This window comes from Dickeya sp. MK7, from assembly GCF_000406305.1.
Lineage (GTDB): Bacteria > Pseudomonadota > Gammaproteobacteria > Enterobacterales > Enterobacteriaceae > Dickeya > Dickeya fangzhongdai.
In genome coordinates this window covers 4,478,014-4,502,604 of record NZ_CM001984.1, presented here as the reverse complement: position 1 = coordinate 4,502,604, position 24,591 = coordinate 4,478,014, and the positions used below count along the sequence as shown (strand labels likewise).

The following is a 24,591-nucleotide window of genomic DNA, read 5'->3' as shown; positions in this document are numbered from 1 at the left end:
TCTGGCTGAGGGCTAAACTGTGCCGCTGGCGCGGTGCCTTCGGCAATCGTCTTCGCAGTTCGGGCCGCCCGTGACGTGCTCCCTGCACGACACGGGCTTTCACCGCGTCCATGCGGCTCACCCGGCGAAGCCGCTAGCCTCAGCACAGTTTTTGACGCCGAAAACGCCTTCGTTTTGTATCGAGTGAGGTCAATAGAAACGGCTTCCATAAGGAAGCCGTTTTTCTTTGGGATTAACCGGCCTTGGCTAACTGACTGCGGTAGTTCGCCAGCCATTCACTAATACGCTGCTGTTGGGCGTCATCCAGCCACATGCCCAGTTTGGTGCGGCGCCAGATAGCGTCTTCCAGCGACACCACCCATTCGTGCTCCACCAGATAACGCAGCTCGGCTTCGTACAGGGTATGGCCGAAATGTTCACCCAGATCGCTCAACGCCTGCGCGTTGCCGAGTATTTTCTCGCTCTGGGTGCCGTAGGTGCGGCTGTAGCGACGTGCCAGCGCTTCCGGCAGATTGTAGCGGCGGCGCAGCAGGGCGGCGTAGTCTTCGCGGCTGCCGCTGATATCGCCGCCGGGCAGAATGGCGCGGTTGGTCCACGCCTGGCCCGCCTGCGGGTAGTATTTCGCCAGCTTGTCCATGGCGTGTTCCGCCAGCTTCCGGTAGGTGGTCAGCTTGCCGCCGAACACCGACAGCAGCGGCGCCTTACCGCTTTCATCCGCCACTGACAGCGTGTAATCGCGGGTGATGGCCTGCGGTGAATCCGACTCGTCGTCGCACAACGGACGCACGCCCGAGTAGCTCCAGACGATGTCGTCGCGCGTCAGCTGCTTTTTGAAGTGGTCGTTGTATACGTCCAGTAGGTAACGAATTTCGTTGTCGTCAATCTTCACCTGATGCGGATCGCCGTGGTACTCCACATCGGTAGTGCCGATGATGGAAAACTCATCCTGCCACGGGATCACAAACACGATGCGGTGGTCTTTATTCTGCAGAATGTAGGCCTGCTCTTCCTGATGCACGCGCGGAACGACGATATGGCTGCCTTTGATCAGTCGGATGCCGTACGGCGACGGCAGCGCCAGACCATCGTCAAAGAACTGGCGTACCCACGGGCCGGTTGCGTTGACCAGGCCTTTCGCCTGCCAGCGATGCGTCTCGCCGCTCAGCGCGTCTTCGGCTTCCACCACCCACAGGCCGTTTTCTCGGCGGGCGCGGGTGACGGTCATGCGCGTTTTCACCTCGCCGCCGCGGCGTACGACTTCCTGCGCGTTCAGCACCACCAGACGGGCGTCGTCCACCCAGCAGTCGGAATATTCGAAACCGCGCGTCAGTTCCGGTTTCAGCACCGATTCACGGCCGAATCGCAGCCCGTGGCTGGACGGCAGGCTGACGCGTTTGCCCAGATGGTCGTACATGAACAGACCGGCGCGAATCATCCAGGCCGGACGCAGGTGCGGCTGGTGCGGCAGGCGAAAACGCATCGGGAAAATGATGTGCGGCGCCATTTTCAGCAGCACTTCGCGTTCGGACAGCGCTTCCCCCACCAGCCGGAACTCATAGTGTTCCAGATAGCGCAGGCCGCCATGAATCAGCTTTGAGCTGGCGGAGGAGGTGGCGCAGGCCAGATCCTGCGCTTCCAGCAACAGAACGGACAGTCCGCGCCCGGCGGCATCCGCCGCGATGCCGGTACCGTTAATGCCTCCGCCGATCACGATCAGATCTTTGGTTTCCACGTTTTCTCCTCCGCCACGTCAAAAGCCGTCATATTCGTTAAAAGCTATAATGTCGTTAAAAGCAATAATGTTCGTTTTCGCTCACGATATTAATCGAAAACAAACATGTTAGCCAAGCGTTAACCAATTAAAAACATTTGCGCGTGATGTAGCTAACAGTTTCGCGCCTGATTTAATTAAAGATAACCTGTTCGGCACGGGTGATCTGGGTGTTTTCCCCGCCGCGCGCGCCCGGTTGTTCGCGATATCCCTGTGGTTTATCCGGTCTATCGGCGCGATGAGTGGGTTACAATGCGCGCAATGTCATGCAAGGCATACCATTCGGTAACCACCACCCTTTATCAGGCAATATGAGGCAGGCAATGGAGCAGTTTGAGGCAATCGATATTGAGCAGGCGCATCAGCGCTGGCAGCAAGGCATTGTGCTGGTGGATATTCGCGATCCGCAGAGTTTCGGCGGCGCCCACGTGCCTGGCTCGACCCACCTGACCAACGAAACCCTGTCGGATTTTGTGCGCGGCGCCGATTTCGAACAGCCGGTGATGGTGATGTGCTATCACGGCATCAGCAGCCGTAACGCGGCGAATTACCTGATCAGCCTCGGTTTTGAGGCCGTATATAGCGTGGATGGCGGTTTCGAAGCCTGGCAAACGCGCTTTCCGCAGGATGTGGCGGCGGGATGACGGTGAACCGGTGTGGCGCGCGAGGCGACACACCGGCTTGATTACCGGACTTCAATCGGTTTTTTGACGAACAAGCCGTAGCTCAACGCCCCCAGCATCAGCAAACCCGCCCCCAGAAAGAAAACATTGGTGAACATCCCGGTGGCGTCCAGAATCACCCCGGTAATAATGGGCGCGCTGGCTGCCCCGAGAAAACCGCCGAAGTTCTGAATGGCGCCAAGTGACGCCACCTGCTCTTTGGGAGCAATGTCGGTCGCCAGTGTCCAGATGACGCCGGAAGGCAACTGCGAGCAGAAATATCCCAGCGATAACAGCAGAATGGACATCGAGGTGTTGCTGACGAAAGGAATCGGCGCCACAAAGCAGGCCGCCAATGCTGCTCCCAGTACGATAGGGATCTTACGGGCGGTGATGGTGTTGACGCCGCGGCGAATCAGCCGATCGGAGATAGCACCGCCACACAGCACGCCGAGAATGCCGGCGAGGAACGGAATAGAGGCAATCCAGCCGGTCTGTTTCAACGTGAAGCCGAGGGATTTTTCCAGATAGCCCGGCAGCCAGGTCAGATATACCCAGATGGTAAACATGATGGAGAAATTACCCAGAATCATGAACCAGGTGGTTTTATGCCGAAACAGCGCGCCCCAGCCTGGCTGGCTTTTGGCCGCCTCATCGCCGGACGCCGGCGCCGCCGCTGTTGTTCCGGCATGAATGTCGCGCTCTTCGGCCGCAGTCGGTTCGCGGTAGAACTTCAGCCAGACCAGCAGCAGCGGTATGCCCGCCAGGCCGATGGCGATAAACATGCCGCGCCAGCCCAGCGTCAGCAACAGTACGGTCAGAATCGGCGGCGCCACGGCGTTGGCGATCTGCGAGCCGGTATTGATGATGGCGGTCGGCAGGCCGCGTTCGCGGGCGGAAAACCAGCGATGGGTGATTTTAATGCCCGAGGTGAAAAAGGGCGACTCGGCGATACCCAGCAACATGCGCAATCCATAGAACATGGAATAGCCGTTGATGAATCCGGCCAGCACGGTAAAGGTTGACCACAACCCCACTGCGCCGGAAAACATTTTTTTCGGCCCCAGTTTGTCCACCAGCCAGCCGGCCGGCAGGTTGGCGAGCGCATAAGGCCACAGGAAGGCGGAAAGCAGCATGCCCATCTGGGTGGCGCTGAAACCGAACTCTTTAGCGATGGTGGTATTGGCGATACTCAAGTTGGCGCGATCAAGGTAATTGATGATCGCCGCCATTAACAGAATGAAAATGATTCCCCAGCGTAAGCGGGTAATCGGCGAGGTGGTTATAACCGTATTATCTTGTAAGGTAGAGGTGGCGTTTTTCATAATAATCAGCAATCCGTAAATAAACTGATGTGAATTTTAATCACCGCTTTGCGAATAAAAGATGGGCCTCGGCTTTGACAGCATGGCCGGTGCAGATCTTCCGGAAAGAAAACGGCAAACATGCCTGGTGTTAATGAAATAAAGCTTTCGTTTTGAATATTGCGATAAAAGACAATATCGTGGTGCTCGCTTTTGTCTTCAATCACAGTATTGCTGCGGCTGCCGCGTGCGACGCCGATGGTTTCTTCCCCCTGTAATAAATACTGGATATCGACAAAATTAAAATGTGATTCCGCCAGCCGTTCCTCGGCAGGTTCTGTGGTGAACTCTTGTAATAAGCAGAACATTTTTCCGGGAATAATGTCGTATTTCCCGGTCGCCATCACGGTAAAGTCGGTCGTGGAAATATAATCGATGGCCTGATGAATAATCGGATGTGTTGCGTATTTCTCCCGACTCCAGTCTTGTTGATCGCAAATAATCATAGCGGGTTATTCCTGGTGAATGACAAGAGCATGCCATTAAGCCGGCAGGTGGAAATAAAGGCGTTATTTCCACTCGCCGGACAATACGCCTGATGGCGTTGACGTTATCGTTACTGAATTTTTTTCTGGTAGTGTTCCGTTCCCTGACGAATCTGATCCAGGATCACCGTCAAGGCCCAGAATTTCTCTAGCACATTGTCCCCGGTCACCCGGCAGTGATCGTGTTCAAAGGTGCCGAGGCGCTGATGGTAGATCTTGGCGTTTTTGGGGTAGCCCAGCGTTTCGGTGACCGCCGCCAGCGACAGAAAGGTCGCCAGCTCCTGCGCCAGTTCCGGCTGCTGCCGGCTTTGCGAATACAGCCACTGATACAGTTCCGGGTGGAAGTTGGTGAACACGCCGCTAAAGCCTTTGGAGCCGGCGCGCATCGCCGGAAAAGCGATGGCGGCGTTGGCGTTGATGATATTCAGCGGCGTGCCGGCGGTGAGTTTTACCCGGCGTTCTACCGTTGGCAGGTCGCAACTCACGTCCTTGAGCACCACAAAGCGGCCGCTGTTGGCGCAGTGCATCAGTTCTTCATCCGTCAGCAGGCGGCGATACGGCGCCGGACATTCGTATAGGCCGAGCGGCAGCGTCGCCGGCAGCGCCGCCAGCAACGTGTCCAGCGTACTGAAGAATGTCGCCGAGCCTTGGTTCTTCGGGTCCAGATGATTGGTGACCAGCACCAGCGCGTCGATGCCGGTTTCCGCCATCGCCTGCAGTTCGGCAATCTGCTCGTCGATAGCGTCGCTGATGTGGCCGGATGCGATCACCGGCACGCGTCCCGCTACGGTGTCTACGACGAAACGAGCCAGATCCACGCGCTCCTGCAGGCTGAGGAACAACATTTCGCTGGACTGGCAGACGGCGAACAGCGCGTCCACTCCTTTGTCCAGATACCAGTCAATCAGTTTCGCCAGACCGGGGTAGTCGATTTCGTTTCTGGTGTTAAACGGGGTCAGCATGACGGGAATGATGCCTTCGATGCTCTTCATTCTTTTTCTCCTTGCCCGAAAATCTGTTCGGGGTGTTTAAAAATAAGGTGTGGGTAAATCAGCGTTGCGCCAGCCGGTTCGTCACCTGCTGATGGGTTGGCATATTGGCGGCGCCTTCCCGTTCGACCGCCAGAGAGGCGAACGCATTGGCATAGGTGGCGGCCTGCGCCACGCTCTGTCCGGCGGCCACGGCGGCGGCGAATGCGCCGTTAAAGGCATCGCCGGCGCCGGTGGTATCCACGCTGACGGCGGGAAAGGCTGGAATATGCTGGAATTGCTGACCGTCAAACAGCAGGGCGCCGTTGGCGCCCATGGTGATGATCACCCGTGCGGCGCCAAGAGCGTGGATTTTCTGCGCGGCTTGTCTGGCACTGTCCAGGCTGTTGATCTCAATACCGGACAGTAATGAGGCTTCGGTTTCATTCGGGGTGATGATATCCACATAATCGAGGCAGGATAAAACATCGTCGGAATAAGGGGCCGGATTCAGGATAATTTGCGTGTCGAGCGCCCTGGCCAGCTTCATGGCGCTTAGCGTAGCCGGGAAATTATTTTCCATTTGCAGCAGCAATACGTCCGCGTCTTCCAGCTCGGGCATGATTTCGGCAATTTCTTCATCGGTCAGCGTTTTATTGGCGCCGGAATAAATGGCAATCATATTTTCGCCATTTTGCAGCGAGACATAAATAATCGCGTTGCCGGTCGGCTCCGTGTCGGACTGATATAATTTAAATGAGTGAATGGCGGATTTTGAAAGATGTTCGTAAGCAAAATGACTGAATTGATCTTTCCCGACTTTGGAAACGAAATGCACTTTCGCACCGGCCATACTGGCGGCCATTGCCTGATTGGCGCCTTTTCCTCCTGGCCCCAGTGCGCTGCCTTGCGCCAGTAAAGATTCTCCTCCTTTGGGAAAACGCGCGACCCTGGCGACAATATCCACATTAAACGAGCCAAGAATACAGACTTTACCTTTCATGGTTTTATCCTTTTTTCGTATGCTTTTATTTCTTACCTGATTTTTTATTTTCTTTAACAGGACCTCAAAATCTTTTCCGGTTTCGGTAATAAGCTGAGATTGCAGGCTGCGGCGAATAATAACGGCGCCGCCGTGGCAACGCTGAATCAGTTGTTGCCGGGCCAGGGCATTCAGATCACTGCGTATGGTTTCTCTGGTGACAGAGAAAATAGCGGCCAGATATTCCACGCTGGCGCGATCGTATTGATCCAGATATTCCAGAATCTTGTTTCTACGCTCTTCAAGAAACATACCCTTAACACCTCTTAAATGAGAGTAATGGAGCCTCCCTGGTTGAAAAGTGACCGCGATCATAGGATGTCGGACAAAACGGAAGTAAACAAAAATCCGCAGTACACCCGCCGGGCGGCAAGGGAGCCTGTCATGACGAATGCCCGAGAGATGTGAAAGCCATCACATCCAAACGGAAATAGCAGGGGTTATGAACGGTTATTGCGCTGCGCTCCGGGCGGTAAATGTTTTAGAATCGAAGACATAAATTCATTGGCGGGAAGCGTTGGGCTATTGTCATGATCCGAATTGTTGCGTTATCCAATCCGCGTCTGGCGCAGGCGTTTGTCGACTATATGCATACGCACCAGGTGCGACTGGTTGTCCGCATCAACGGCAGCGAAGTGGATATCTGGCTGCCGGATGAGAGCCAGCAGGAGCGGGTGAAGCAGGAACTGGCGCGCTTTCTGCAAGAACCCTGGCATGAACGCTATCAGGCGGCCAGCTGGCAGAACGGCACTACCGACAGCGGGCTGCGTTACCCGTCGTTTTCCTACCTGCAGACGCTGCGTCAGCGCGCGGGGCCGTTGACGCTGGCTGTGCTGGTGGTCGCCATCGCCGTCTACCTGCTGATGCAGGCCTACGGCGTCGAGCGCATGATGGTGCTGCTAGCCTTTCCGGACAGCACGCAGACTCTGCAGCTCTGGCGCTGGTTCAGCCACGCGCTGCTGCATTTCTCGCTGTTGCATCTGCTGTTCAACCTGATGTGGTGGTGGTATCTCGGCGGCCCGGTGGAGCGTGTGCTCGGCACCCGGCGCTTGTGCGTCATTCTGTTATTGTCATCTGCGCTCAGCGGTTGGGTGCAGTCCTGGTTCAGCGGTGTCTATTTCGGCGGCCTGTCCGGCGTGGTGTATGCCCTGATGGGGTACGTCTGGCTGCGCGGCGAGCGTGAGCCGGATGGCTCGCTGCATCTTCAGCGTGGTTTGATGGCGTTTGCGCTGGCGTGGCTGGTGGCGGGCTATTTCGATATTTTGGGCATGTCGATCGCCAATGCGGCGCATGTCGCGGGACTGGTCATTGGCTTGCTGATGGCATGGTGGGATACACGCAACAGACACCGTTAATGCCATCATACCGTTTACCGAAATCCGAATGAGTGGCAGAAGGGCGCGCAGTGGCTACTGCATGGCCGTGCGTTGTTTTGCCTGCGAGGCGCGGTTTCTTAATTGGCCGGCATGACGGCATGCCGGTGTTTGAGGGGATCAATGTGAAGCAAACACAGCGGCACGACGCCATTATCGATTTGGTGCGTCGGCAGGGATACGTCAGTACCGAGGAGCTGGTGGAGCATTTTGCGGTCAGCCCGCAGACCATTCGCCGCGATCTGAACGATCTGGCGGAACAGAACAAGATCCATCGTCATCATGGCGGAGCGGCGTTGCCCTCCAGTTCGGTTAATACCGCCTATCACGATCGCAAAATGATGTGGTCTGATGAAAAAGCCAGGATTGCGAGGCAGGTCGCCAGCCAGATTCCGGATGGTGCTACGCTTTTTATTGATATCGGCACCACGCCGGAAGCGGTGGCCCACGCGTTGATGAACCATAAAGATTTGCGGGTGGTCACCAACAACCTGAATGTGGCGACGCTGCTGACCGCCAAAGAAGATTTTCGCCTGATTCTGGCGGGCGGCGAGGTGCGCAGCCGGGACGGCGGCATCATCGGCGAGGCCACGCTGGATTTCATCTCTCAATTCAGGCTCGATTTCGGCATTTTGGGAATCAGCGGTATTGATATGGACGGCTCGTTGCTGGAGTTTGATTACCACGAGGTACGCACCAAGCGGGCGATTATCGAAAACTCCCGCTGCGTGATGCTGGTGACGGACCATTCGAAGTTCGGCCGTAACGCTATGGTCAATTTGGGTAACATGGATTTGATCGACTATCTTTTTACCGATCAGTTACCACCGCCCAGTGTGCTGAAAATCATCGAACAACATAAGGTACAGTTGGAGTTGTGCTGATCCCGACGTGCCTTTTTCCATCACTGATAGAGGAGAGAGGCACGATGTCACCATCATTCAATCCTTCCCGGTTCGCCGCCGCCCTGCAGCGTCAGTTGCAGGCGTGCGCTCAACCGTCTTTGCAGGCGCTGTCGTTGCGTCAGTGCTGGCAACTGGTGAGCGCCGCGCTGACGGAGCAACTGGATGTGTTGACGTCTGCCGACCAGTTCCCGCCCGACGCCGCGTCTGCGGCGGCGCGGCATGTCAATTACCTGTCGATGGAGTTCCTGCCCGGCCGCCTGACCGGCAACAACCTGCTCAATCTGGGTTGGTATGACGCGGTGGCGGAGGTGCTGGCGCAACAGGGGCCGGCGCTGAGCGACGTGCTGGAGCAGGAAACCGACCCGGCGCTCGGCAACGGCGGGCTGGGACGGCTGGCGTCCTGTTATCTGGACGCGATGGCGACGGTCGGCCAGCCGGCGACAGGCTATGGTCTGCATTATCAGTACGGCTTGTTCCGCCAGCATTTTGACGCCTGCTTTCAGCGGGAAACGCCGGACGACTGGCTGCGCGACAGCTACCCCTGGGCGCGTCCGCGTCCGGAGCTGGCGGTGGAGGTCGGCTTCGGCGGCGAACTGGCGATACAGACGGATGGCAGCGAGCGTTGGATACCGGAGCAGGTTATCGTCGGCGAGGCCACCGATATCCCGGTTATCGGCTATCGCAACGGCAGGGTACAACCGCTGCGGCTGTGGCAGGCCACTCACAGCGACCCGTTTGATCTTGAGCAGTTCAACGCCGGTCATTACCTGAAAGCCGAGCAGCAGGGCATCGCCGCCGCCAGTCTGACCAAGGTGCTTTACCCGAACGATAATCACACGGCAGGTAAAAAACTGCGCCTGATGCAGCAGTATTTTCAGTGCGCCTGCGCCGTGGCGGACATCTTCCGGCGGCATGAGCGCGCAGGAAGGTCTCTGGAGACGTTGCCCGACTATGAAGTGGTGCAGTTGAACGATACCCATCCGACGCTGGCGATCCCCGAAACCCTGCGTCTGTTGCTGGACGAGCACGAAATGCCGTGGGAACAGGCCTGGCAGCTTACCGGGCGCCTGTTTGCCTACACCAATCATACCCTGATGCCGGAGGCGCTGGAGTGCTGGGACGAACGGCTGTTCGGCCGGCTGCTGCCGCGTCATCTGTCGATTATCAAAACGATTAATGAGCGCCTGCGCCAGCAGGTGGACGCGCGCTGGCCGGGCGATCGGCACGTCTGGGCGCGGCTGGCGGTGGTACATCGCCGTCAGGTGAGAATGGCGAACCTGTGCGTGGTGGCCTGCTTTGCGGTCAATGGGGTGGCGCAGATGCACTCTGATCTGGTGGTGCGCGACCTGTTTCCGGAATATCACCAGCTGTGGCCGACGAAGTTTCACAATGTCACCAACGGCATTACGCCGCGCCGCTGGCTGAAACAGTGCAACCCGGCGCTCTCTTCGCTGATCGACGATACCCTGCGCACCGAATGGGGCAACCGGCTGACGCTGCTGGACGGGCTGGCGCCCTATGCGCAGGACAGCGCGTTCCGGGCGCGCTACCGGCGCATCAAGCAGGACAACAAAACGCAACTGACGCAATTTTTGCAGCGCGAATACGGCATCCGTATCGATCCGGCCTCGTTGTTTGATGTGCAAATCAAACGGTTGCATGAATACAAACGGCAGCATCTGAATCTGCTGCACATTTTATCGCTATATAAGCGATTGCTTGCCGACCCCGGATTGGATATCGTGCCGCGCCTTTTTCTGTTTGGCGCCAAGGCTGCGCCGGGGTACGTGCTGGCAAAAAACATTATTTACGCCATCAACTGCGTGGCGGAGCACATTAACCGGGACAAGCGGGTGAATGATCGCCTGAAAGTGGTCTTTTTGCCGGATTACCGTGTTTCGCTGGCGGAGCGGATTATTCCGGCCGCCGACGTATCGGAGCAGATTTCCACGGCGGGCAAGGAGGCGTCCGGCACCGGCAACATGAAGCTGGCGCTGAACGGCGCGCTGACGGTGGGCACCCTGGACGGCGCCAATGTGGAGATGGCGCAGGAAGTGGGCGCGGAGAATCTATTCATCTTTGGGCATACCGTCGAACAAGTGAAAGCGCTGACCGCCGACGGCTATAAACCCGCTCGCTACATTGCCGCGAATCCATTGCTCAAGGAAATCCTCGCCGAACTGGCCGATGGAACGTTCAGTCACGGGGATAAAACGGCGTTCGCCCCTCTGCTGGATAGCCTGCTGAAACTGGGGGACCCCTATCTGGTGCTGGCCGATTTCACACCTTACTGCCAGATCCAACAGCGTGTGGATGAGCTGTATCGTGAACCTGATGAATGGACGCGTCGCTGCATTCTGAATACCGCCCGCATGGGGATGTTCAGTGCCGATCGGGCAATTCATGATTATCAGAAACGCATCTGGACGATGCGTGATTAAGGAATCAATACCATGGCGTTGAAAGCAAAAAAATCTGTACCCCAACATCCGGGGATCGCTGATACCTATAAAGATGCTTACGGTAATGAACAGGCGATAGACCAGGAAACCCGCGAGAAACTGCTGCAACTGCTTGATGTGGCGGCTCCGACAGTAGCGCCGTTGCCTTCGGTGTGCGTGTTCCGTCAGGGGCAACCGCATAGGTTGCCCCTGCGCGATGAAGGCGAGTATGGCTGGACGCTCACCTATGAGAAAGGCGGCATTATCGAAGGGCGTTCGGCCGGGCAGGCGGCGCTGGCGTTGCCGGACAACCTGCCGCTCGGCTACCACCAACTTATTCTGACGCAGGGCGAACAGCAGTGGTCATGCCGGGTGATTGTGGCGCCGGCGCGGTGTTACGAGCCGGAACCGCTGACGCAGGGAAAACGCTGGTGGGGCGTCACGGTGCAGCTTTATACCCTGCGTTCGTCGGATAACTGGGGGATCGGCGATTTCGGCGACCTGAAAACGCTGGTGGAGCAGGTAGCGCGCCGGGGCGGCGCCTTTGTCGGCCTTAATCCATTGCACGCGCTTTATCCGGCCGAGCCGGAAGCCGCCAGCCCGTACAGCCCGTCATCGCGCAACTGGCTGAATATTATCTATATCGATGTGAATCAGGTGGATGATTTTCATCAGAGCGACGCCGCCTGCGAGTGGTGGAAGCAGGACGATGTTCAGCGACGGCTGACAGCCGCCCGCGCCAGCCGATGGGTGGATTACGCCGCGGTCACCAGCCTGAAACTGACGGCGCTGCGGCTGGCGTTCAACCATTTTAATCGCCGCAACGCGCTGGACCCGCGCAAAACCGCCTTCCAGCAATTTCTGAAAACCCACGATGAAAGCCTGTTGCAGCAGGCGACTTACGACGCGTTGCAGGCGTGGCGGAAGAAGCAGGGCGAGCCGGCCGCCGACTGGTTGCAGTGGCCGTGGGAATATCATGACGCGCGTAGCGACGCCTCGCTGCGATTCCGGCAGGAACACGCCGATGATGTGCAGTTTTATTGCTGGCTGCAGTGGCTGGCGCATGAACAGCTGGCGACCTGTTTTTCCCACAGCAAACAACTGGGCATGCCGATCGGTCTGTATCGCGATCTGGCTGTAGGGGTGGCGCAGGGCGGCGTGGATACCTGGGGCGATCAGCAATTGCACTGCATGTCGGTGACGCTAGGCGCGCCGCCGGACCCGCTGGGGCCGGGCGGACAGAACTGGAACCTGACGCCGATGCACCCGATTCTGCTGCGCCAGCGCGACTATCAGCCGTTTATCGATTTGCTGCGCAGCAATATGGCGCACAGCGGCGCGCTGCGTATCGACCATGTGATGGGGCTGCTGCGGCTGTGGTGGATTCTGAGCGGTAGCACCGCTACCCACGGCGCTTATGTGCTTTATCCGGTGGATGACCTGCTGGGGATCCTGGCGCTGGAAAGCCATCGCCATCGCTGCCTGGTGATCGGCGAGGATCTGGGGACGGTGCCGGAAGAGATCGTCAACAAACTGCGCGACAACAGCGTCTACTCCTATAAGGTGCTGTTTTTTGAAAAGGATCAGCACGATCGTTTTCGCGCGCCGGACGAGTATCCGCCCCGCTCAATGGCCACTATCACCACCCATGACCTGGCGACACTACGTGGCTACTGGCAGGGCGTCGATCTGACGCTGGGCAAGGATCTCGGGTTGTATCCCACCGACGCATTGCTGCAACAGCAGCACGACGCGCGGGAAAGCGCCAAGCAGGGGCTGCTTGACGCCCTGCATGAGCAGGGACTGCTGCCGCAGCGGGTTGGGCGCAATGCATCGCTCACGACCATGAGCGCCCAGCTTAACCGCGGAGTGCAGCGTTATCTGGCCGACAGCGCCAGCGCGCTGCTGGGATTGCAGCTTGAAGACTGGCTGGACATGGCGACGCCGGTGAATGTGCCGGGCACCCATCAGGAATACCCCAACTGGCGGCGCAAGCTGAGCCGTTCGCTGGATTCCATTTTTACCGACCGCTATCTGGAACGGTTGATTCGGGATATCGATTTGCGTCGTGGCGGGCCGGTACCGTCGCGGACCAGAAAGACGGCGAAACCGGCAGATAACGAGAAGCCGGAAGAGACAAAAAAGGAAGAGACAAAAAAGAAAGCAACGAAAAAAGCCTGAGTGGCGAGTAAACGGCATCGGGAAAAACGACGGGCGACCAGATGACTGGCCGCCCGTGATAATCAAAACCGGCTCGATGGGGCCGATCGTCAGCATCGTATCCGATCAGCACTACCAATCAGCACTACCGATCAGCACTACGTCGTATCATGGCATCTGATTGGAATGACCATCCCATCAGAGCGACATCCTGTCAGAACGGCATTCTATCAATAGTAGGAGTGTTCGCCGCGCTGATGCTCGGTGAGGTCACGCACCCCTTTCAGTTCCGGGAATTTCTGCAACAGCTCTTTTTCGATGCCTTCCTTCAGGGTGTAATCCACCATGGAACAGCCGTTGCAGCCGCCGCCGAACTGCAGAATGGCGTAACCTTCCTCAGTGATTTCCATCAGCGTGACGCGGCCGCCATGACCGGCCAGCTGCGGGTTGATCTGGGATTGCAGCACATACTCCACACGCTCCATCAGCGGAGCGTCGTCGCCGACTTTGCGCATCTTGGCGTTCGGCGCTTTTAACGTCAGCTGGGAGCCTAACTGGTCGGTCACGAAGTCGATTTCGGCGTCTTCCAGATACGGCGTGCTGAGTTCATCCACGTAGGCGGACAGTTTCTCGAACTTCAGCTCGGTATCGTTCGGCTCGACGGCATCGGGCGGGCAGTAGGACACCCCGCACTCGGCGTTAGGGGTACCGGGATTGATGACGAAGACACGGATCTGGGTGCCTTCCTCCTGTTTTGCCAGCAGCTTGGCAAAGTGCTCCTGAGCAGCGTCGGTAATACGAATCATAATGTTAACTCAATAGTTGACTACGCCAGTTGGTTATAATACGCCCATCCCGGCGGTTACGACAAGGTGCGGCATAGACACCACACCTGAACCTGCCGCGCGCCGGCATTGCATAATACCCGGCTGACTTCCGCCGCGGTGCTGCCGGTGGTCACCACATCGTCCAGCAACACTAACCGTTTGCCGTCGACGTCATGCCGACACTCGAACGCGCCGCGCAGGTTGCGGCGACGGGAACGCGCGCCCAACGTCTGCTGAGGAACGGTAGAACGCACGCGGACCAGCGCGGCGGGGTGATACGCGCAGCCCAACCAGCGCGCCAGCAGGCGCGCGAGCAGGTCGGTCTGGTTGAAGCCGCGCCGCCAGTGACGCCGTCGGTGCAGAGGAACGGTGACGATGGCGTCAGGCCGCGGATACGCGGCGGGCAGGCTCCGGGCGGTATCCCGGCGGCGCGCCAGCCATTGCAGCAGCATCAACCGCGCCAACGCCGGCGCCAGCTCGGTGCGCCCCTGAAATTTGACGCGTTTGAGCAGCGTGCTCAGCGGCGGCCGATAATCGCTGACAAACAGCAACGACTGCCACGGCGGCGGCTGTTGCAGGCACCGTCCGCACGGCAGGACGTCGGACGCCGAAGGCAGGCCGCAGCGCGGACAACTGGTGACCGGCAGCGGCAGGTGACGGCGGCAGTGACTGCAAATCCCGTGATGACTATGATAGAGCGGCTGCTGGCAGAGCCAGCACTGTGCCATGATCGTCAACATCGCATTTCCCTGAGTAATCAGGCATGCCGGGCGGCGTGGCCTGAACCATTCCATTTCTGACGGAGGACAACATAACTCATGGAAGCACTGCACTGGCAAACGGAAGGGGAAGGAACATGCGAACTTGTGATGCTGCATGGCTGGGGAATGAATTCGCAGGTATGGAACAACATCGTCGTGCGACTGGCCCCGCATTTCAGGCTGCATCGGGTGGACCTGCCGGGTTATGGTCAGAGTCAGGGATTTGGGGTGATGTCGCTTGCCGACATGGCGCAGCAGGTGCTGGCGCAGGCGCCGCAGCGGGCGGTGTGGCTGGGCTGGTCGCTGGGCGGGCTGGTGGCCAGTCAGGCGGCGCTGAGCGCGCCGGAACGGGTCAATGCGCTGATTACGCTGGCGTCGTCCCCGTGCTTTGAAGCGCGCGACGACTGGCCGGGCATCCGTCCGCAGGTGCTGTCCGGTTTCCAGCAAATGCTGAGCGAAGATTTCCTCGGCACCATCGAGCGCTTTCTGGCGTTGCAGACGCTGGGTACCGAAAACGCCAGAAAAGACGCCCGCTTGTTGAAAGTGGCGCTGTCCGGTCAACCGGCGCCGACTACCGAAGTGCTGAACGCCGGGTTGGATATCTTGCGCCACGCCGATCTGCGTGAACCGCTGAGTGCGCTGACCGTACCGTTCCTGCGTCTGTACGGCGCGTTGGACGGGCTGGTGCCGCGCAAGGTCGCCGCGCTGATGGACGAACGGTACCCGCACTCCACTTCCGTGGTAATACCGAAAGCCGCCCACGCGCCGTTTGTTTCCCACCCGGAAGCGTTTGTGGAGCATGTGGTGGGGTTTGTGGGGGAAAATCTATAGGTGCAGTAGATTAATGGGAATGGTTTATCGAAATACGAAGATTGTGATACAAGGATCTCTGCGATTCGTTGCTGTATTTAAATCAGTTCGATTATGTTTGTAATGCCAGTTTTAAAAGAAATTACTACACGTGGATGATTGAATAGAAAAAGGATGTAAAAATGTCATATATTATTTACCTAACGTTGGAAGGCGACCAGCAGGGATTAATTTCCTCTGGTTGTTCTACTATAGATTCTATCGGTAATCGTTATCAGTCTGGGCATGAAGATCAGATACAGGTATTAGGATTGAACCATACGATAACACGAGATGATAATGTGGCTCATCATCCGATACAATTAGTAAAGCCTATCGATAAATCTTCTCCATTACTAGGCGTATCTATTACCTCAAATGAAAAGTTAACGGCGAATTTTTTCTTCTATAGAACTAATTCAGCTGGGAAGTTGGAGGTTTTTTATGAATTAACATTGGCTGATGCCAGAGTAGTATCGGTATCTTCATCATATCCACACTCTATAAATAATATAGAATCAATCCCTTATGAAGAGATTATGCTTAAATATAAAAGCATATCTTGGTCGCATAAATCTGCCGGTACTTCTGGTTATAGTATCTGGCATGATGGGATTAACGAATAGATTAATTATTGTTTCAATAATCTCCGAAGTATATACCCTGAATTAAAGCTCGAAGTGTGACGGGTATCGTATGTACTTCGGAGGTTAATCGTAAAGCCAATGCCCTAACCTTGCTGATTCTATAAGCATTGCTACAGATAATGCTTTTAATTCTGGTTTTTCAGTCTTTTTAAATGGGTTTAGAAGAGAAAATAAACTATGGTCTGAATAATCGTAATAATAATTATCTATATTAAAGTTACCTGAGGTGACTTCGAATTCTTTAAAAAATTCAGACATCAATGCTTGTATCTCATCATCATCAAAATCAAACTCTGAGTTTATTAGCGTCTCTTCTGTTACTTTCTTTTGATATGGGGTTATTGAAACTCCAGCGTGCCTCTTTACCAGGTCTATTATTTTCTTCTTATTAATTTCCATATAATTTATCCTCGCCTCTGGCTATCTGATTGTAGTGTCGTACAGCATTATAGGATATGGTGCTTACATCGCAAATTAATATGGCCCAACCTAAAACAGGTATTGTCCTGCCAACAAATGTTCCTAGGTTCCTGACAAACCTTATCTTTAATCCCTGAATTGGGCCGCCAATAATCGTTGGTAATGATATTCCAAGCGGGATTTTTGTCTTTTTGAATATTCGCCTTGAATATATGCTAGATAATGATGTCCCTTTTATTGCGCCGGACGGCTTTCTTCTTGTGTCTTGATCGTTTCTCCCTAAAAGAATCATACTCATAGCAAGAGCATCGTCAATGCCAAAGTGTTTCATGGTTTCATCAACCATAATCCAGAAGAATAATTCTCCTGCGCTTAAATTTATCATCCCATTGTAAAAATATGTTCCACCTACTTCTTCCACTGTATCCATGTGTAATTCCCTTTTGAGGCGTTTGAAGTGATTTTTATATAGTTAATCTCGATGAAGACTGTTGTATTTTAGCATATGCACATCATTCAGGCATGACACGCCAGTCACTGCTTCTAAATACAGGGTTCAGGCCTGATTGCCTGAACCCTGGCAGAGAGATCACCGTTTCTTAAACGCCGCCGCCAGCGCGTCGCTCATGGCGCTATTGCCTGCCGGCGTGCTGCTCTGGCGCGGGCGGGCCTTGTTCCCTGCTTGCGATGGGCGCGACGCATTATTGCCGTTGTCGCGTCCGCTACCGCCGCGGCGGCTGTTGCCCTCGCCCGGCTGTTCGTCCAGCCGCATGGTCAGCGCGATGCGCTTGCGTTGCAGGTCTACTTCCAGCACCTTCACCTTGACGATGTCGCCGGCTTTCACTACCTGATGCGGGTCTTCTACGAAGCGATCCGACAGTGAGGAGATGTGCACCAGTCCGTCCTGATGTACGCCGATATCCACAAACGCGCCGAAGTTGGTGACGTTGGTGACGGCGCCTTCCAGAATCATGCCCGGCATCAGGTCGTTGAGGGTTTCCACCCCGTCGGCGAAGCTGGCGGTCTTGAATTCAGGCCGCGGGTCGCGCCCCGGTTTTTCCAGCTCTTTGATGATGTCGGTGACGGTAGGCACCCCGAAGCGATCGTCGGTAAAGCTGACCGGTTTCAGGGTGCGCAGCGCGCTGGAATTGCCCATCAGGTCCTGCAGTTTCTGCTCGGTGGCGGCCAGAATGCGCTCCACCACCGGGTAGGCTTCCGGGTGGACGGTGGAGGCGTCAAGCGGGTTGTCGCCGTGGTTGATACGCAGGAAGCCGGCGCACTGCTCAAAGGCTTTCGGACCAAGGCGGCTGACTTTCAGCAATTGGTCGCGGTTGTTGAAGCGCCCGTTTTCGTCGCGCCAGCTGACGATGTTTTGCGCCATCAGCCGGGTGAGGCCGGCCACGCGGGTCAACAGTGCTACCGACGCGGTGTTGAGGTCGACGCCGACGGCGTTCACGCAGTCTTCCACCACCGCGTCCAGTTTCTTCGCCAGTTGAGTTTGGCTGACGTCATGCTGGTACTGGCCGACGCCGATGGATTTGGGGTCGATCTTGACCAGCTCGGACAGCGGGTCCTGCAGGCGGCGGGCGATGGACACCGCGCCGCGCAGCGACACGTCCAGATCCGGGAATTCCAGCGCCGCCAGTTCGGAGGCGGAATACACCGACGCGCCCGCTTCGCTGACGATCACCTTCTGGGCTTTTACGTCTGGGAACTGTTTCTGGGTATCGAGGAAGAAACGCTCGGTTTCACGCGAGGCGGTGCCGTTGCCGATGGCAACCAGCTCCACCTGATGCTTGATGCACAGCGCTGCTACCACGGTAGCGGCTTTGGCGGTCTGACCGGTGTGCGGATAGATGGTGTCGGTCGCCACCAGTTTGCCGGTGGCGTCCACCACCGCCACTTTCACGCCGGTACGCAGGCCCGGGTCCAGCCCCATCGTCGCGCGCATGCCGGCGGGCGCCGCCATCAGCAGGTCGTGCAGGTTGCGGGCAAACACGTTGATGGCTTCATCTTCGGCTTTTTCACGCACGCTGCCCATCAGCTCGGTTTCCAGATGCAGCAGCACTTTGATGCGCCAGGTCCAGTTCACCACCGCGCGCCGCCAGCTGTCCGCCGGCGCGTTGCCGAGACGCAATCCCAGATGGTCGACGATGATTTGCTCGCAGTGGCTCTCTTTCGGCGGTTCGTCAAACTGCGGATCGGCGTTAAGCGACAGTTGCAATACGCCTTCGTTACGGCCGCGGAACATTGCCAGCGCCCGGTGCGACGGCACCTGCGACAGCGGTTCGTGATGGTCGAAGTAGTCGCGGAATTTCGCGCCGTCTTCCTCTTTGCCTTCCACCACGCGGGACACCAGATGGGCGTTTTTCCACAGGTAATCACGCACCTTAGCCAGCAGCGCGGCGTCTTCGGCGAAACGCTCCATCAGAATGTAGCGTGCGCCGTCCAGTGCGGCCTTGACGTCGGCCACGCCGTTATCGGCATTGACGTAAGCGTCGGCCACGTGTTCCGGCGTCTGGCTCGGGTCGCTCCACAGGCTGTCCGCCAGCGGCTCCAGCCCGGCTTCGATGGCGATTTGCCCGCGCGTGCGGCGTTTGGGCTTGTAAGGCAGGTAGAGGTCTTCCAGCTCGGTCTTGCTGAGCGTGGTGTTGATCGACGTCGCCAGCGCGTCGGTCAGCTTGCCCTGTTCCTCAATGGATTTGAGGATGGTCTGGCGGCGTTCTTCCAGCTCGCGCAGGTAAGACAGGCGGCTTTCCAACTGGCGCAGTTGGGTATCATCCAGCCCGCCGGTGACTTCTTTACGGTAACGGGCGATAAAAGGCACCGTGTTGCCTTCATCCAGCAGTTGAATGGCCGCACTGACCTGTTCGGTTCGTGCCTGCAGTTCGCTGGCAATAATCTGGCTTAATGCATTCGTCATAGTGTTATCAGCAAGATAGTTTTATTAGCGAGATAATGAACGTTGAAAGGATAAATGACTGGGGGACAGTTATACGGATTGACGGCGCAAAATGCCAGTCAGACAAACGGAGGGTTTGCAGCGGCCCGGCCGGCGCCGGTACCGCCAGAGTATTACGCTTCGTTGCAGAACGGCGCGATGTAGCGCTGATGACGAGAGGCTTTCAACTGCTGTAAATCCACCAGCACCAGACCATCAACGCAGTTGTTGAAGTCCGGGTCGACGCCGAAGTCGATAAACTGCACGCCGCCCGGCTCGCACAGCTCCGAGTACTGCTTATACAGCGTGGGAATGGAGCATCCCATGTTGCTGAGCATACTTTTGAGGCGCGTCAAATCCTGTTGATAGTCGTCGCCTTCGAATTGCCTGAGCACTTCCGGCAGCGAGGCCGGGTAGGGCCGACGCGAACGGGCCAGCGCCTGGCTGGGTGCGAAGTGCAACCGGTAGAACGCAATCAGCAGATCGCGCGCCGGCGAAGGCAAGGAACCGGACAAGGAAACCGGGCCGAACAGATAGCGGTACTCCGGGTAGCGCGCCAGATACGCGCCGATGCCCAGCCACAGGTAGTCCAGGCCGCGCTTGCCCCAGTATTTGGGCTGAATAAAGCTGCGGCCCAGCTCAATTCCGCTGGCCAGCACCGGGGCCATCTCTTCGCCGTACTGAAACAGGCTATGACTGTACAGACCGCTGATGTCTTTTTCCGCCAGCAGGCGCGCCGTCGGCGCAAACCGATAGGCGCCGACGATTTCCAGTTCGCGGTCGTCCCATAACACCAGATGCAGGTAATCGTCGTCGAAGCTGTCGAGGTCGCGACGTTTGCCGGAGCCTTCGCCGACGGCGCGAAAGGCGATTTCGCGCAGACGTCCCAACTCACGCAAGATAGGAACGTAATCTTCGCTGCCGCGACGATAGAGGTAGATTTTTTTGCCGTCCGGCGTGGTGCCGAGTGCTTCGCAGGTTTCCAGCGCCCGTTTCAGCAGCGTGCGCTCTTCCGGCAGCGCAATCGGCTTGTCGCCGTTAAAACAGCCGGGTTTGCCTTGCCCCAGGCGGTAGACATGGCGGCGGAAGCGGGCGGCCAGATCGTTGGGCTGCCATTCGCCCTGGCTCCAGGTCGAGTAAGGGATCTGCGCGCCGATGCGAAAGCGCAGCCGGTTGCCGTGCTGGCGGAACATTTCCCGCACCAGCAACAGGGTGGACAGCGGGCGATAAATCAGCGACGACAGGTAGAACAGATTGCTGTTACGCCCGCTGATGTGAATCGGCACAATCGGCGCGCGCGCTTTGGCCGCCATGCGGATAAAGCCGTTATGCCAGTGGCCGTCCCGGATGCCTTTCAGGCTCATGCGGGAGACTTCGCCGGCGGGGAACATGATGATCGCGCCATCGCCGGCCAGATGTTCCTGAATGGCGGCGAGCTGATGACGCCGGGTGCGGTTGCTAAAGTTATCCACCGAAAAAAACAGGTTTTTCAGGGGCTCGATATAGGAAAGTAATTGGCTGGCGACGATACGCACATCCGGACGCACGCTGGCGACGGTACGTAGCAACGCCAGGCCGTCCAGCGAACCGATCGGATGGTTGGCGACCAGTACCACCGGTCCATGACTGGGGATGTTTTCCAGATCGCCTTCCACCATTTCACAATTAAGGCTGAAGTAATCCAGAACCTGTTCCACCAAATCCAGTCCTTTGAGGTGGGGGTAACGCTGGGCAAATTGCTGGAATTCATTCTCGAACAACAGACTACGCAACAGTGAACGCTGCCAGGTCGGAGTGGAACGATGCGGAGCAAGCTCTTGTAATAGGTTATCCAGGCTAAACATAAACGGCCCTCCATAATCACCGATGCCACGGTAAGGGAGGGAAATGACATCTTTATGTCAAAGTGAGAACAAATATGTGAAGGTAAGAACCTATATGTCAAAAAAAGAATAAGAATGACTAATAGCAATGTATTTTGATATTTGGACGCCGGCATGGCGAACACGGCGAGCGTGATCGGCAAAACGCCCGCCGGTATGACGGGGCTTGAGCCGGTCAATCGATAGGGTTGCGATAGTCGATTTTATTGACGTACCAGACCCTTGGGCCGGTTGGCGTATTAACCACCGCTTCTTCATCCACCGCTTTTTTCAGCAGCGCGCGCGCCATTGGGGCGTCGATTGAGATGTAATCCTTGCGGCCGTAAATTTCATCCGGCCCGACGATCCGAAAGCGTTTCACGTCGCCGTCTTCGTTTTCCACCTCGACCCAGGCACCGAAAAACACCTTGCCGTCTTGCTGGGGGGAGTAATCCACCACGCGCACTACCTGCAGGCGTTTGCGCAGATAGCGCACCCGGCGGTCGATTTCGCGCAACAGGCGTTTGTTGTAGAGGTAATCGGCGTTTTCGCTGCGATCGCCCAGACTGGCGGCCCAGGCTACCTTCTCCGTGATTTCCGGGCGGCGTTCCTTCCACAGATAGTTGAGTTCCTGATGCAGGGCTTCATAGCCTTCGCGCGTGATCAGATCGGTTTTCATACGCTTTTCTGAAATGTGAGGATCATAAAATCGTTATAATCGTTGGCTGTGAGATAACATAGCGGATAAATCGTCATTTGTGGCGTGATTTGCAGTGCCCGGTGATGGGAACGGCTTGATTACAACGTATTTTTATATCCTTTGTAACAATTTTGCCTAGAATATATACCAGAAACGACTGTCAGTTCATTGCCGGTTTCTGAACAATATCAGATTGTGTTTCGTAATAAAGCCAAGCGCTGGCGGCTATCACGTCTTTGGAGAAGAGAGATGCAAGAGAATTATAAAATTCTGGTTGTGGATGACGATATGCGCCTGCGTGCGTTGCTGGAACGCTATCTGACCGAACAGGGTTTTCAGGTCCGTAGCGTCGCTAACGCCGAACAGATGGATCGCCTGCTAACGCGCGAGTCCTTCCATCTGATGGTGCTGGACCTGATGTTGCCGGGGGAAGATGGCCTGTCCATCTGTCGCCGTCTGCGCAGCCAAAGTAACCCGATGCCGATCATTATGGTGACGGCGAAAGGCGAAGAAGTGGACAGGATCGTGGGTCTGGAAATCGGTGCGGACGACTACATTCCTAAACCGTTTAACCCGCGCGAACTGCTGGCTCGTATCCGTGCGGTTCTGCGCCGTCAGGCCAACGAACTGCCGGGCGCGCCGTCGCAGGAAGAAGCGATTATCGCGTTCGGCAAGTTCAAACTGAATCTGGGCACCCGCGAAATGTTCCGCGACGACGAGCCGATGCCGCTGACCAGCGGCGAGTTCGCCGTACTCAAGGCGCTGGTCAGCCACCCGCGCGAGCCGCTGTCCCGCGACAAACTGATGAACCTGGCCCGCGGCCGTGAGTACAGCGCGATGGAACGTTCGATTGATGTGCAGATTTCCCGTCTGCGCCGCATGGTAGAGGAAGACCCGGCACACCCGCGTTATATCCAGACCGTGTGGGGGCTGGGCTACGTGTTTGTGCCGGACGGCAGTAAAGCATGATTCGATGGCGCTTCTCTCCGCGCAGCGCCTTCGCCCGTACGCTGTTGCTGATTGTTACTCTGCTGTTCGTCAGTCTTGTCACCACCTATCTGGTGGTGCTTAACTTCGCGATTCTGCCCAGTCTGCAGCAGTTCAACAAGGTTCTGGCCTACGAGGTCAGAATGTTGATGACCGACAAGCTGCAACTGGAAGACGGTTCCACGCTGGACGTGCCCCCCGCGTTCCGGCGTGAGATTTACCGCGAACTGGGCATCTCGCTCTACACCAACGCCGCGGCGGAGGAGAGCGGGCTGCGCTGGGCGCAACACTACAAGTTTCTGAGTCAGCAGATGGCGCAGCAACTGGGCGGGCCGACCGAAGTGCGGGTGGAAGTGAGCAAGAATACCCCGGTGGTGTGGCTGAAAACCTGGTTGTCGCCGGATATCTGGGTGCGGGTGCCGCTGACGGAAATCCATCAGGGCGACTTCTCGCCGCTGTTCCGTTATACCCTGGCGATTATGCTGCTGGTGATCGGCGGCGCCTGGCTATTTATCCGGGTGCAGAACCGACCGCTGGTGGAGCTGGAGCACGCCGCCATTCAGGTGGGGAAAGGCATTATTCCGCCGCCGTTGCGCGAGTACGGCGCGTCGGAAGTACGTTCGGTGACGCGCGCTTTCAATCAGATGGCGTCCGGGGTCAAGCTGCTGGCGGATGACCGCACGCTGCTGATGGCCGGCGTCAGCCACGACCTGCGCACGCCGCTGACCCGCATTCGTCTGGCGACGGAGATGATGGGTCAGGAAGATGAATACCTGGCGGAGTCGATTAATAAGGATATCGAAGAGTGCAACGCCATCATTGAGCAGTTCATCGACTATCTGCGCACCGGTCAGGAAATGCAGATGGAAGTGGCCGACCTCAACGCGATTCTGGGGGAGGTGGTAGCGTCGGAAAGCGGTTACGAGCGCGAGATCGACAGCGAACTTGCTCAGGGCGAGTTGCAAATGAAGGTCAGCCCGTTATCCATCAAGCGGGCGGTGGCGAATCTGGTGGTGAACGCGGCCCGTTACGGCAACGGCTGGATTCGCGTCAGCAGCGGCCGAGAGTTGCAGCGCGCCTGGTTCCAGGTGGAGGACGACGGTCCCGGCATCGACCCGTCGCAGCTTGCGCACCTGTTCCAGCCGTTTGTGCGCGGCGATAGCGCCCGCAGCACCAGCGGCACCGGTCTGGGGTTGGCGATTGTGCAGCGTATCATTGATGCGCACAACGGATCGCTGGATGTCGGCGCCAGTGAGCGCGGCGGGCTGCGGGTGAGAGCCTACCTGCCGTTAACCTTCCCGAATCAATCCGGCGGAACGCCGGCGCGTGATGGCAACCGGCGAGCATCGGCCCCTGTAAGCGGCAGAAAGAAATAGAAAAAGTGGCGGCGGATGCCGCCAGGAAAACGACGAAAACGGTAAAGAAA

General features: G+C 57.0%; 21 protein-coding genes. 9 read left to right on the top strand and 12 right to left on the bottom strand.

The features are described 5' to 3' along the window. Nucleotides 1-232: 232 nt before the first annotated feature. On the bottom strand, nucleotides 233-1,732 hold the full coding sequence (glpD, locus tag DXXMK7_RS19535) for a glycerol-3-phosphate dehydrogenase (RefSeq protein WP_038664843.1): 1,500 nt from the start codon (nucleotides 1,730-1,732) through the stop codon (nucleotides 233-235). Between the two features lie 362 nt (nucleotides 1,733-2,094). Here glpD and glpE point away from each other — a divergent pair, with 362 nt between their 5' ends. Continuing rightward, entirely contained in the window at nucleotides 2,095-2,415 is a 321-nt protein-coding gene (gene glpE, locus DXXMK7_RS19530; RefSeq protein ID WP_038920460.1) for a thiosulfate sulfurtransferase GlpE, read from the top strand. Between the two features lie 41 nt (nucleotides 2,416-2,456). On the opposite strand, the gene DXXMK7_RS19525 is transcribed toward glpE, so the two are convergent. The 4 genes from DXXMK7_RS19525 to rbsK all read right to left on the bottom strand — a co-directional run bounded on the left by DXXMK7_RS19525 (nucleotide 2,457) and on the right by rbsK (nucleotide 6,544). Further along, nucleotides 2,457-3,758, bottom strand: a complete 1,302-nt coding sequence (locus DXXMK7_RS19525) for an MFS transporter (protein WP_038920459.1) — start codon at nucleotides 3,756-3,758, stop codon at nucleotides 2,457-2,459. Nucleotides 3,759-3,763: 5 nt separating this feature from the next. Next, nucleotides 3,764-4,243, bottom strand: coding sequence for a YhcH/YjgK/YiaL family protein (locus DXXMK7_RS19520; protein WP_038920456.1), 480 nt, complete (start codon nucleotides 4,241-4,243; stop codon nucleotides 3,764-3,766). Between the two features lie 110 nt (nucleotides 4,244-4,353). Further along, a complete protein-coding gene (locus DXXMK7_RS19515) occupies nucleotides 4,354-5,274 on the bottom strand; it encodes a dihydrodipicolinate synthase family protein (protein WP_038920455.1) in 921 nt (306 codons plus the stop codon). A 58-nt stretch (nucleotides 5,275-5,332) separates the two neighbouring features. After that, on the bottom strand, nucleotides 5,333-6,544 hold the full coding sequence (gene rbsK, locus DXXMK7_RS19510) for a ribokinase (RefSeq protein ID WP_038920454.1): 1,212 nt from the start codon (nucleotides 6,542-6,544) through the stop codon (nucleotides 5,333-5,335). A gap of 278 nt (nucleotides 6,545-6,822) precedes the next feature. On the opposite strand from rbsK, the gene glpG reads away from it, so the two are divergent. The 4 genes from glpG to malQ all read left to right on the top strand — a co-directional run bounded on the left by glpG (nucleotide 6,823) and on the right by malQ (nucleotide 13,192). Continuing rightward, nucleotides 6,823-7,647, top strand: a complete 825-nt coding sequence (gene glpG / locus DXXMK7_RS19505; RefSeq protein WP_038920453.1) for a rhomboid family intramembrane serine protease GlpG — start codon at nucleotides 6,823-6,825, stop codon at nucleotides 7,645-7,647. 143 nt (nucleotides 7,648-7,790) lie between these two features. Beyond that, nucleotides 7,791-8,549 carry a DeoR/GlpR family transcriptional regulator gene (locus tag DXXMK7_RS19500; protein WP_012768014.1) on the top strand — a complete coding sequence of 253 codons (759 nt, stop codon included), beginning with the start codon at nucleotides 7,791-7,793 and terminating at the stop codon, nucleotides 8,547-8,549. A gap of 44 nt (nucleotides 8,550-8,593) precedes the next feature. Beyond that, entirely contained in the window at nucleotides 8,594-11,011 is a 2,418-nt protein-coding gene (gene malP / locus DXXMK7_RS19495) for a maltodextrin phosphorylase (protein WP_038920452.1), read from the top strand. Nucleotides 11,012-11,023: 12 nt separating this feature from the next. After that, nucleotides 11,024-13,192, top strand: a complete 2,169-nt coding sequence (malQ, locus tag DXXMK7_RS19490; protein ID WP_038920451.1) for a 4-alpha-glucanotransferase — start codon at nucleotides 11,024-11,026, stop codon at nucleotides 13,190-13,192. Between the two features lie 209 nt (nucleotides 13,193-13,401). On the opposite strand, the gene nfuA is transcribed toward malQ, so the two are convergent. After that, nucleotides 13,402-13,977: a Fe-S biogenesis protein NfuA gene (gene nfuA, locus DXXMK7_RS19485; protein ID WP_033569397.1), complete on the bottom strand. Its 576-nt coding sequence runs from the start codon at nucleotides 13,975-13,977 to the stop codon at nucleotides 13,402-13,404. A gap of 56 nt (nucleotides 13,978-14,033) precedes the next feature. Then, nucleotides 14,034-14,738 (bottom strand): DNA utilization protein GntX, encoded by a 705-nt coding sequence (gene gntX, locus DXXMK7_RS19480; RefSeq protein WP_038920450.1) that lies wholly within the window; start codon nucleotides 14,736-14,738, stop codon nucleotides 14,034-14,036. 78 nt (nucleotides 14,739-14,816) lie between these two features. On the opposite strand from gntX, the gene bioH reads away from it, so the two are divergent. After that, nucleotides 14,817-15,590 (top strand): pimeloyl-ACP methyl ester esterase BioH, encoded by a 774-nt coding sequence (bioH, locus tag DXXMK7_RS19475; protein WP_038920449.1) that lies wholly within the window; start codon nucleotides 14,817-14,819, stop codon nucleotides 15,588-15,590. Nucleotides 15,591-15,751: 161 nt separating this feature from the next. Further along, nucleotides 15,752-16,234, top strand: a complete 483-nt coding sequence (locus DXXMK7_RS22160) for an Hcp family type VI secretion system effector (RefSeq protein WP_071605242.1) — start codon at nucleotides 15,752-15,754, stop codon at nucleotides 16,232-16,234. A gap of 84 nt (nucleotides 16,235-16,318) precedes the next feature. Here DXXMK7_RS22160 and DXXMK7_RS19470 read toward each other — a convergent pair whose 3' ends face one another. The 5 genes from DXXMK7_RS19470 to greB all read right to left on the bottom strand — a co-directional run bounded on the left by DXXMK7_RS19470 (nucleotide 16,319) and on the right by greB (nucleotide 22,157). Next, nucleotides 16,319-16,654 carry a DUF1493 family protein gene (locus DXXMK7_RS19470; protein WP_038920448.1) on the bottom strand — a complete coding sequence of 112 codons (336 nt, stop codon included), beginning with the start codon at nucleotides 16,652-16,654 and terminating at the stop codon, nucleotides 16,319-16,321. Continuing rightward, nucleotides 16,644-17,105, bottom strand: coding sequence for an STM2901 family protein (locus DXXMK7_RS19465; RefSeq protein WP_038920447.1), 462 nt, complete (start codon nucleotides 17,103-17,105; stop codon nucleotides 16,644-16,646). Before DXXMK7_RS19465 ends, DXXMK7_RS19470 begins: the two co-directional genes overlap by 11 nt. A gap of 159 nt (nucleotides 17,106-17,264) precedes the next feature. Further along, the gene (locus DXXMK7_RS19460; protein ID WP_038920446.1) at nucleotides 17,265-19,598 is read right to left on the bottom strand and encodes a Tex family protein; all 2,334 of its coding nucleotides are present in this window, start codon (nucleotides 19,596-19,598) and stop codon (nucleotides 17,265-17,267) included. Between the two features lie 152 nt (nucleotides 19,599-19,750). After that, the gene (locus DXXMK7_RS19455) at nucleotides 19,751-21,460 is read right to left on the bottom strand and encodes a lysophospholipid acyltransferase family protein (protein WP_038920445.1); all 1,710 of its coding nucleotides are present in this window, start codon (nucleotides 21,458-21,460) and stop codon (nucleotides 19,751-19,753) included. Nucleotides 21,461-21,674: 214 nt separating this feature from the next. After that, nucleotides 21,675-22,157 carry a transcription elongation factor GreB gene (gene greB / locus DXXMK7_RS19450; protein ID WP_038920444.1) on the bottom strand — a complete coding sequence of 161 codons (483 nt, stop codon included), beginning with the start codon at nucleotides 22,155-22,157 and terminating at the stop codon, nucleotides 21,675-21,677. 270 nt (nucleotides 22,158-22,427) lie between these two features. Between greB and ompR the strand changes: the two genes are divergently transcribed. Further along, a complete protein-coding gene (gene ompR, locus DXXMK7_RS19445; protein ID WP_005969424.1) occupies nucleotides 22,428-23,147 on the top strand; it encodes a two-component system response regulator OmpR in 720 nt (239 codons plus the stop codon). After that, entirely contained in the window at nucleotides 23,144-24,541 is a 1,398-nt protein-coding gene (envZ, locus tag DXXMK7_RS19440; protein ID WP_038920443.1) for a two-component system sensor histidine kinase EnvZ, read from the top strand. Before ompR ends, envZ begins: the two co-directional genes overlap by 4 nt. Nucleotides 24,542-24,591: the final 50 nt, after the last annotated feature.

Excerpts from the sequence above, each read along its gene's own strand:
- glpE (WP_038920460.1), top strand. The coding sequence starts at position 2,095 with ATGGAGCAGTTTGAGGCAATCGATATTGAGCAGGCGCATCAGCGCTGG.
- DXXMK7_RS19525 (WP_038920459.1), bottom strand. The coding sequence starts at position 3,758 with ATGAAAAACGCCACCTCTACCTTACAAGATAATACGGTTATAACCACC.
- DXXMK7_RS19520 (WP_038920456.1), bottom strand. The coding sequence starts at position 4,243 with ATGATTATTTGCGATCAACAAGACTGGAGTCGGGAGAAATACGCAACA.
- DXXMK7_RS19515 (WP_038920455.1), bottom strand. The coding sequence starts at position 5,274 with ATGAAGAGCATCGAAGGCATCATTCCCGTCATGCTGACCCCGTTTAAC.
- rbsK (WP_038920454.1), bottom strand. The coding sequence starts at position 6,544 with ATGTTTCTTGAAGAGCGTAGAAACAAGATTCTGGAATATCTGGATCAA.
- glpG (WP_038920453.1), top strand. The coding sequence starts at position 6,823 with ATGATCCGAATTGTTGCGTTATCCAATCCGCGTCTGGCGCAGGCGTTT.
- malP (WP_038920452.1), top strand. The coding sequence starts at position 8,594 with ATGTCACCATCATTCAATCCTTCCCGGTTCGCCGCCGCCCTGCAGCGT.
- malQ (WP_038920451.1), top strand. The coding sequence starts at position 11,024 with ATGGCGTTGAAAGCAAAAAAATCTGTACCCCAACATCCGGGGATCGCT.
- nfuA (WP_033569397.1), bottom strand. The coding sequence starts at position 13,977 with ATGATTCGTATTACCGACGCTGCTCAGGAGCACTTTGCCAAGCTGCTG.
- gntX (WP_038920450.1), bottom strand. The coding sequence starts at position 14,738 with ATGTTGACGATCATGGCACAGTGCTGGCTCTGCCAGCAGCCGCTCTAT.
- bioH (WP_038920449.1), top strand. The coding sequence starts at position 14,817 with ATGGAAGCACTGCACTGGCAAACGGAAGGGGAAGGAACATGCGAACTT.
- DXXMK7_RS22160 (WP_071605242.1), top strand. The coding sequence starts at position 15,752 with ATGTCATATATTATTTACCTAACGTTGGAAGGCGACCAGCAGGGATTA.
- DXXMK7_RS19470 (WP_038920448.1), bottom strand. The coding sequence starts at position 16,654 with ATGGAAATTAATAAGAAGAAAATAATAGACCTGGTAAAGAGGCACGCT.
- DXXMK7_RS19465 (WP_038920447.1), bottom strand. The coding sequence starts at position 17,105 with ATGGATACAGTGGAAGAAGTAGGTGGAACATATTTTTACAATGGGATG.
- DXXMK7_RS19460 (WP_038920446.1), bottom strand. The coding sequence starts at position 19,598 with ATGACGAATGCATTAAGCCAGATTATTGCCAGCGAACTGCAGGCACGA.
- DXXMK7_RS19455 (WP_038920445.1), bottom strand. The coding sequence starts at position 21,460 with ATGTTTAGCCTGGATAACCTATTACAAGAGCTTGCTCCGCATCGTTCC.
- greB (WP_038920444.1), bottom strand. The coding sequence starts at position 22,157 with ATGAAAACCGATCTGATCACGCGCGAAGGCTATGAAGCCCTGCATCAG.
- ompR (WP_005969424.1), top strand. The coding sequence starts at position 22,428 with ATGCAAGAGAATTATAAAATTCTGGTTGTGGATGACGATATGCGCCTG.
- envZ (WP_038920443.1), top strand. The coding sequence starts at position 23,144 with ATGATTCGATGGCGCTTCTCTCCGCGCAGCGCCTTCGCCCGTACGCTG.